At 69.5% G+C, this 7523-nt stretch carries 8 protein-coding genes; 4 read left to right on the top strand and 4 right to left on the bottom strand.

Annotated features, from left to right (window positions below; translation table 11 throughout):
• Positions 1–191 (bottom strand): hypothetical protein (locus HMPREF0731_RS25280; protein ID WP_007004017.1); only part of this gene is annotated, 191 nt, incomplete at its 3' end.
• Positions 192–446: 255 nt separating this feature from the next.
• Here HMPREF0731_RS25280 and HMPREF0731_RS10150 point away from each other — a divergent pair.
• The 4 genes from HMPREF0731_RS10150 (at position 447) to HMPREF0731_RS10135 (ending at position 4511) form a co-directional block, all read left to right on the top strand.
• On the top strand, positions 447–1451 hold the full coding sequence (locus tag HMPREF0731_RS10150) for an ABC transporter ATP-binding protein (RefSeq protein WP_007004016.1): 1005 nt from the start codon (positions 447–449) through the stop codon (positions 1449–1451).
• A gap of 38 nt (positions 1452–1489) precedes the next feature.
• Positions 1490–2764 carry an ABC transporter substrate-binding protein gene (locus tag HMPREF0731_RS10145; RefSeq protein WP_007004015.1) on the top strand — a complete coding sequence of 425 codons (1275 nt, stop codon included), beginning with the start codon at positions 1490–1492 and terminating at the stop codon, positions 2762–2764.
• A 91-nt stretch (positions 2765–2855) separates the two neighbouring features.
• Complete coding sequence (locus HMPREF0731_RS10140; protein ID WP_007004014.1) at positions 2856–3701, top strand: ABC transporter permease; 846 nt, start codon at positions 2856–2858, stop codon at positions 3699–3701.
• A 3-nt stretch (positions 3702–3704) separates the two neighbouring features.
• On the top strand, positions 3705–4511 hold the full coding sequence (locus HMPREF0731_RS10135) for an ABC transporter permease (protein ID WP_007004013.1): 807 nt from the start codon (positions 3705–3707) through the stop codon (positions 4509–4511).
• A 4-nt stretch (positions 4512–4515) separates the two neighbouring features.
• Here HMPREF0731_RS10135 and HMPREF0731_RS10130 read toward each other — a convergent pair whose 3' ends face one another.
• The 3 genes from HMPREF0731_RS10130 to ettA form a co-directional block, all read right to left on the bottom strand.
• The gene (locus HMPREF0731_RS10130; RefSeq protein WP_007004012.1) at positions 4516–4923 is read right to left on the bottom strand and encodes a hypothetical protein; all 408 of its coding nucleotides are present in this window, start codon (positions 4921–4923) and stop codon (positions 4516–4518) included.
• Positions 4924–5148: 225 nt separating this feature from the next.
• Complete coding sequence (locus HMPREF0731_RS10125) at positions 5149–5703, bottom strand: GNAT family N-acetyltransferase (RefSeq protein WP_007004011.1); 555 nt, start codon at positions 5701–5703, stop codon at positions 5149–5151.
• Positions 5704–5707: 4 nt separating this feature from the next.
• Entirely contained in the window at positions 5708–7387 is a 1680-nt protein-coding gene (ettA, locus tag HMPREF0731_RS10120) for an energy-dependent translational throttle protein EttA (RefSeq protein WP_040612657.1), read from the bottom strand.
• Positions 7388–7523: the final 136 nt, after the last annotated feature.

Below are 7523 nucleotides of genomic sequence, written 5' to 3'. Positions count from 1 at the left end.
GCCTGCCAGCCGGCCGCGTCGCGCGTGGCGCGCAGCCGGCCGCACAGGGCGACCAGCCGGGCCAGCGCCTGCGGCGCCCAGCCTGGTTCCCAGGCGAGTTCCACCAGATCGTCGAGCTCCCGGCATACTGATCCGACATCGGACAAGTCGCGATCAGACAAGGTCGGGCAAAAGATCGTCGCATCCGGCATTCGCACTCTCCTGGGGGAATTGCAGCGTGCGGCCCCCTGCACCGCATCATCAGAATAGGGGAAGGATTGCCAGGAAATGGAACTGGTATCATCCCTCCCCTGCCCGGCCGCTGTGCAACCGGGGCGCGGCGCTGCATCGCGGCCGGGCAGCCGCACGGCCTAGGGCCCCGCTGCGAGGCCCGTCCGGGCCCGGAACGGCTGTGGTATGGCGCTTGCTCTGTTCCCGGACGGCAGCACAGCAACGGGGCGGGTCGATTGCGCGCGGATGTGGAACTGGTCGGCGTCAGCAAGCGCTACGGCGCGGCGCTGGCGGTGGAGGCGATCTCGCTGGCGATTCCGCCGGCCAGCTATTGCTGCCTGCTCGGCCCCTCGGGCTGCGGCAAGACCAGCACGCTGCGCATGATCGCCGGGCATGAGGCGGTCAGCGAGGGCGACATCCTGCTGGCCGGGCGCAATGTCACCGCCCTGCCGCCGGCGGCGCGCGGCACGGCGATGATGTTCCAGTCCTACGCCCTGTTCCCGCACCTGACGGCGCTGGAGAACATCGCCTTCGGTTTGCGCATGCGCGGCGTCGCCAAGGTGGAGCGGCTGGCCCGCGCCCGCGAATTCCTGCGCCTGGTGCAGCTGGAGAAGATGGCGGAGCGGCTGCCGGCGCAGCTTTCCGGCGGGCAGCAGCAGCGCGTGGCGCTGGCGCGCGCGCTGATCACCAGCCCCAAGGTGCTGCTGCTGGACGAGCCGCTCTCCGCCCTCGACCCCTTCCTGCGCACCCAGATGCGCGAGGAGCTGAAGCGGCTGCAGCGCGAGCTGGGCATCAGCTTCATCCATGTGACGCATGGGCAGGAGGAGGCGATGGCGCTGTCCGACATCGCCGTCGTCATGGACCAGGGGCGCATCGCCCAGGCCGGCCCGCCGCGCGAGATCTTCGAGCGCCCGGCCAGCGCCTTCGTCGCCCGCTTCATCGGCGGGCACAATGTCATCGCCCTGCCGCAGGGCCGCTTCGCCGTGCGCACCGACCGCACCAGGCTCGCCGCCGCGCCGGGGGCCCCGAGCCTGTCCGGCCCAAGCCTGTCCGGCCATGTCAGCGCCGTCGAATACCAGGGCGCCGCGGTGCGCGTGGTGCTGCGCGCCGCCGATGGCCAGACCGCCGAGGCGCTGCTGCCGGATGCCGAGTTCCATGCCTCGCCCGTCGCGCCGGGCGAGGCCGCCACCCTGGGCTGGGAGGCGCGCGACGCGCACCCCCTGCCCCAGGGCGCCGCCTGACGCGCCGCAAGAGCAAGACTGGACAGGAGAGCGTGCGAATGACCGAGACGAAGACCTCCCTCACCCGGCGCGGCGCGCTGGCGCTGGCCGGCGCGGCGCTGGGCAGCGGCGCCGTCACCGGCTTCCCGACGATCTGGGCGCAGAACATCCGCAACGTCACGCTGCGGCAGATCGGCACCGGCGTCTCCGGGCTGAACCCGATCGCCGAGCAGGTGAAGAAGGATCTGGGCTTCACCCTGCAGCTGACGGTGACCGACACGGATGCGGTGGCGCAGCGCGCCGCCACGCAGTCGCGCAGCTTCGACATCGCCGATATCGAGTATTTCAGCATCAAGAAGGTCTACCCGACCGGGGTGATGCAGCCGATCGACACCAGCCGGATCAAGCTGGCCGACAAGATCGTGCCGATCTTCACCACGGGCAAGCTGACGCCGGATTCGGTGGTGGCGCAGGGCACCAGCCCCTATTCCGTGGGCTTCGTGCCGGACGCCAATGCGCGCGGCTTCGCCAGCGAGCGCACCGGGCTGATGACGCTGCTGCCCACCATCTACAATGCCGACACGCTGGGCATCCGCCCCGATCTGGTGGGCCGGCCGATCCGCAACTGGCGCGACCTGCTGGACCCGGCCTTCAAGGGCAAGGCCAGCATCCTGAACATCCCGGGCATCGGCATCATGGACGCGGCCATGGTGGCCGAGAGCGCCGGCCTGGTGAAATACGCCGACAAGGGCAACATGACCCGGGCGGAGATCGACCAGACCATCGCCTTCCTGATCGAGGCCAAGCGCGCCGGGCAGTTCCGCGCCTTCTGGAAGACCTTCGACGAGAGCGTCAACCTGATGGCCTCGGGCGAGGTGGTGATCCAGTCGATGTGGTCGCCGGCCGTCACCGCGGTGCGCTCCCGCGGCATTCCCTGCGTCTACCAGCCGCTGGAGGAGGGCTATCGCGCCTGGGGCTCGGGCCTCGGGCTGATGCGTCACCTGTCGGGCCTGCAACTCGACGCCGCCTATGAATACCTGAACTGGTATCTCTCCGGCTGGGCCGGCGCCTTCCTCAACCGCCAGGGCTACTACTCGGCGGTGCTGGAGACGGCGAAGGCGCAGATGACCGAGAACGAATGGGGCTACTGGATGGAGGGCAAGCCCGCCGCCAGCGACATCATCGCGCCCGATGGCAAGGTGATGGAGAAGGCCGGCGCGGTGCGCGATGGCGGTTCCTTCCAGGAGCGCATGGGCCGGGTGGTGTGCTGGAACTCGGTGATGAACGAGGACCGCTACATGGTCCAGAAATGGAACGAGTTCATCGCTGCATAAGGACCGGCGGGGTCCGGGGGAATCCTATTCCCCCGGCGGGGGTCCAGGGGGCAGCGCCCCCTGGCCTGGGCCCGAGTGACGCGGAGCATTGATGACCCGATGGTTCCCCTGGCTGCAGGCCGCGCCTTTGGCGCTGGTGCTGGCGGCCTTCCTGCTGGTGCCGCTGGCCATGCTCGTCATCGTCAGCTTCTACGATTATGACAGCTTCAGCCTGATCCCGGATTTCGTGCTGACCAACTACCGGGAGGTCTTCGCCTCCCGCGTCACCTGGCAGACCTATCTGAAGACGGTGTATTTCGCCGCCGTCACCTGGGCGGTGACGCTCGGCCTCGGGTTCTGGCTGGCCTATTTCCTGGCCTTCGTGGTGCAGAGCCCGACGCTGCGCATGGTGCTGTTCGTGCTGTGCACCGTGCCCTTCTGGACCTCCAACCTGATCCGCATGATCGCCTGGGTGCCCTTCCTGGGCCGCAACGGCATCCTGAACAGCGCGCTGATCGGCATGGGCGCGATCGAGCAGCCGCTGGAATTCCTGCTGTTCTCGGATTTCGCGGTGATCCTCGCCTTCGTGCATCTCTACACGCTGTTCATGGTGGTGCCGATCTTCAACACCATGATGCGCATCGACCGAAGGCTGCTGGAGGCGGCGCGCGATGCCGGGGCGGGCTTCTGGCAGACGCTATGGTGCGTCATCCTGCCGCTGTGCAAGCCGGGCATCGGCATCGGCAGCATCTTCGTCGTCGTGCTGGTGATGGGCGATTTCGCCACGGTGCGGCTGATGAGCGGCGGGCAGAGCGCCTCGGTCGGGCTGATGATCAGCAACCAGATCGGGCTGATGCAGTATCCGGCGGCGGCGGCCAATGCGGTGGTGCTGCTGGCCATGGTGCTGCTGCTGGTGGGCGCCATGCTGCGCGCCATCGACATCCGCAAGGAGCTGTAGGCGATGCCCGGACGCGCCGCGCGGCTGCTGCTGGGCAGCCTGTTCGCCCTGTTCCTGCTGTTCCTCTATGGGCCCACACTGACCATCACCATCCTCTCCTTCCAGGGGCCGGATGGCGGGCTGACCTTCCCGATGAACGGCGTGTCGCTGCACTGGTTCGCGCGGCTGTTCCAGCCGCAGGCGGTGGGCGATCTCGGCGCCTCGATGACGCGCACGCTGCTGCTGGCGGCGATGGTGACGGCGAGCACGGTGGTCATTTCGCTGGCCGCCGGCATGGCGTTCCGCCGCCGCTTCGCCGGCAGCACGGTGCTGTTCTACCTGACGCTGGCCAGCCTGATCGTGCCCTCGATCCTGGTCAGCCTCGGCATCGGGCTGCTGTTCAACCTGATGGAGTGGGAGCCGGCCTGGTATTCCTCGGCCTTCGGCGCGCAGCTGACCTGGACCCTGCCCTTCGGCCTGCTGATCATGTTCGCCGTGTTCAACCGCTTCGACCGCAGCTGGGAGGAGGCGGCGCGCGACATGGGCGCGACGCCCTGGCAGAGCTTCTGGCATGTGGTGCTGCCGATCATCGCGCCGAGCGTCGTCGGCATCGCGCTGTTCGGCTTCACCCTGTCCTTCGACGAGTTCGCCCGCACGCTGCTGACGGCGGGCAGCGGCAACACCCTGCCGCTGGAGATCCTCGGCATGACGACGACGGTGACGACGCCGGTGCTCTACGCGCTCGGCACCGTCTCCACCGCCCTGTCCTTCCTGGTGATCGGCGGCGCCATCCTCGGCGTGCGGCTGCTGGCGCGGCGGCGCGGGGCCTGAGGGGTCAGAACACCAGCCGCAGCCGGGCCAGGCCCAGCAGCGGGCGCGGCTCGTCCTGCGGACGCTCGGCGGCGGCGGCGATCTGGCCGTCCAGCGACAGGTGCCCGGCACCGACCCGGCCGAGCGCGACGCCGCCGCCCAGCACATAGAGCGGCCGCGTCTCGAAGACCGGGCGGCTGAGGCTGGAGAGCGGCAGGCTGCCGGCGAAGGCGATCTTGCCGGATTTCTCGCCGCCCAGCGTCGCCACCAGATAGGATTCCTTGCGGGCATAGGGCACGGCGCCGCCGATGGCGGCGCGCAGCGTGACGCCCTGCGGCAGCAGGCCGCGCGCCTCCTGCGCCGTGGCCGGGGCGGTGGCCAGCAGCGGCAGCAGCAGTGCCGCGAGCATGATGATGCGGAGCGGACCCAACATGGCCTCCTTCAGCCTGGTCTTGCTCCTCCCTGGGCCGGGGCTATCGCACCAGCCTGCCCTGGTTTCAACAGGAATGTGGCAGAACTGCCTTATTTCAACCGCAATTCCACCCATGCCATTGATCGGATGGGGAAACATTGTGGCAGGCACAGGCCGCCCCGGCATGGAAAAGGCCGGGGAAGCGCCCTTCCCCGGCCCGATCCGTCGCTCCGGTAGCGGCGCCGCTCAGCCGCCCTGCTGGGCGGGCGGCGGCGGCGGCCGCAGGCTCTCATAGACCAGCATGCGGTGCCCGGCGCGCGGGAACTCCGCCACCGGACGCATGCCGATATCCTCCAGCACCCCGCGCGAGGCCAGATTGTCCTCCCGCGCCACGGCGATGATGCGCGGCAGGCGGGCCGTGCCATGGCCGAAATCCAGCGCGGCGCGCGCCGCCTCCCGCGCATAGCCGCGGCCGCGCGTGTGCGGCCAGAGGGCAAAGCGCAGCGCCACGCCGCGGCCATCCGGCCGCTCGGCCAGGGCGGTGATGCCAAGGAAGGCATCGTCCTCCGCCCGGTGCACCGCCCAGGTGCCGTAGCCGCGCACCGCCCAGAAGGCGATGTCGTCCTGCAGCTCCTCCGCGACCTCGGCCGGGCTGCGGGTGCCGTGCAGCATCAGGCCGAAGGCGGCCTCGTCCCCCTTCAGGGCGACGAGCTCCGGCAGATGCCCAGGGCCGACCGGGCGCAGCACCAGACGCGGCGTGCGCACCGTCTGCGGGGCTTCCACCCGCGCCAGGCCGTCCATCCGGTTACCGGGTGAGCGGCCGGTACTTGATCCGGTGCGGCTGATCGGCCGCCGCGCCAAGGCGTCGACGTCGGTCGGCCTCATAGGCCTGATAGTTGCCCTCGAACCATTCGACGTGGCTGTCGCCCTCGAAGGACATGATGTGCGTCGCCAGCCGGTCGAGGAACCAGCGATCATGCGAGATGATCACGGCGCAGCCGGCGAACTCCACCAGCGCCTCCTCGAGCGCGCGCAGCGTGTCGACGTCGAGGTCGTTGGTCGGCTCGTCGAGCAGGATGACGTTGTGCGGCTTGCGCAGCATCTTGGCGAGGTGGACGCGGTTGCGCTCGCCGCCCGAGAGCACGCCGACCGGCTTCTGCTGGTCGCCGCCCTTGAAGTTGAAGGCGGCGGCATAGGCGCGGCTCGGCACGGCGCGCTTGCCCATCATGATCATGTCCTCGCCGTCCGAGATCTCCTGCCAGACGGTGCGCTTGTCATCCAGCGTGTCGCGGCTCTGGTCGACATAGCCGAGGGAGACGGTGTCACCGATCTTCAGCGTGCCGCCATCCGGCTGCTCTTTGCCGGTGATCATCTTGAACAGCGTCGACTTGCCGGCGCCGTTCGGGCCGATGACGCCGACGATGCCGCCCGGCGGCAGCTTGAAGGACAGGCCGTCGATCAGCAGGTTGTTGCCGAAGCCCTTGCGCAGCCCCTCGGCCTCGATGACGAGGTTGCCCAGGCGCGGCGCGGGCGGGATCTGGATCTCGGTCGGGTCCGGGGCACGCTCCTGGCTCTTGGCCAGCAGCTCCTCATAGGCCTGGATGCGCGCCTTGCTCTTGGCCTGGCGGGCGGCCGGGCTGCGGCCGATCCATTCCTGCTCCTCGGCCAGCTGGCGCTGGCGGGTGCTCTCCTCCTTCTCCTCCTGCGCCAGGCGCTTGCGCTTGGCGGCGAGGTAGGCGGAGTAGTTGCCCTCATACGGGATGCCGCGGCCGCGATCGACCTCGAGGATCCAGTTGGTCACGTTGTCCAGGAAGTAGCGGTCATGGGTGACCACCAGCACGGCGCCCTGGTAGTCGCGCAGCGTCTTCTCCAGCCAGGACACGCTCTCGGCGTCGAGGTGGTTGGTCGGCTCGTCGAGCAGCAGCAGGTCCGGCTTCTCGAGCAGCAGCTTGCACAGCGCCACGCGCCGGCGCTCGCCGCCCGAGAGGTTGGTCACCGGGCTCTCGGCCGGCGGGCAGCGCAGCGCGTCGAGCGCGATGTCGATGGTGCGGTCCAGCTCCCAGCCATTGTTGGCGTCGATCCGCTCCTGCAGCTCGGCCTGCTCGGCGAGGAGGGTGTTCATCTCCTCCTCGCTCATCTCCTCGGCGAACTTCATCGAGATCTCGTTGAAGCGCTCGAGGTCGGCGGCCAGCGTGCCGAAGGCGTCGCGGACATTCTCGCCGACCGTCTTGGTGGGGTCGAGCTGCGGCTCCTGCGACAGGTAGCCGACGCGCACGCCCTCGGCCGCCCAGGCCTCGCCGCCGAACTCCTTGTCCTGGCCCGCCATGATGCGCATCAGCGTCGACTTGCCGGCGCCGTTGGGCCCCAGCACGCCGATCTTGGCGGTGGGCAGGAAGGAGAGCGTGATGCCTTTGAAGATCTCACGCCCGCCCGGGTAGGACTTGGTGAGATCCTTCATCACGTAGACGTACTGGTGAGCGGCCATGACCATACTTCCGGGCAGAGGTTCGGCCCCGGTTCTACCGGTCCGGCGCTGGCGCGCCAAGCGCCGCGCTTTTTTTCCTGCCCCCGCCCCGCCGCGAGGGGGCGGGCGGGCCGGGCGGGATCAGGCCGGCGTCGGC

The organism is Pseudoroseomonas cervicalis ATCC 49957 (assembly GCF_000164635.1).
In the GTDB taxonomy this organism is placed as follows: Bacteria; Pseudomonadota; Alphaproteobacteria; order Acetobacterales; family Acetobacteraceae; genus Pseudoroseomonas; species Pseudoroseomonas cervicalis.
This window is presented reverse-complemented; position numbering and strand designations above follow the sequence as displayed.

Coding starts and splice junctions, on each gene's coding strand:
- HMPREF0731_RS10140 (WP_007004014.1), top strand. CDS start 2,856: ATGACCCGATGGTTCCCCTGGCTGCAGGCCGCGCCTTTGGCGCTGGTG.
- HMPREF0731_RS10135 (WP_007004013.1), top strand. CDS start 3,705: ATGCCCGGACGCGCCGCGCGGCTGCTGCTGGGCAGCCTGTTCGCCCTG.
- ettA (WP_040612657.1), bottom strand. CDS start 7,387: ATGGCCGCTCACCAGTACGTCTACGTGATGAAGGATCTCACCAAGTCC.
- HMPREF0731_RS10125 (WP_007004011.1), bottom strand. CDS start 5,703: ATGGACGGCCTGGCGCGGGTGGAAGCCCCGCAGACGGTGCGCACGCCG.
- HMPREF0731_RS10130 (WP_007004012.1), bottom strand. CDS start 4,923: ATGTTGGGTCCGCTCCGCATCATCATGCTCGCGGCACTGCTGCTGCCG.
- HMPREF0731_RS10145 (WP_007004015.1), top strand. CDS start 1,490: ATGACCGAGACGAAGACCTCCCTCACCCGGCGCGGCGCGCTGGCGCTG.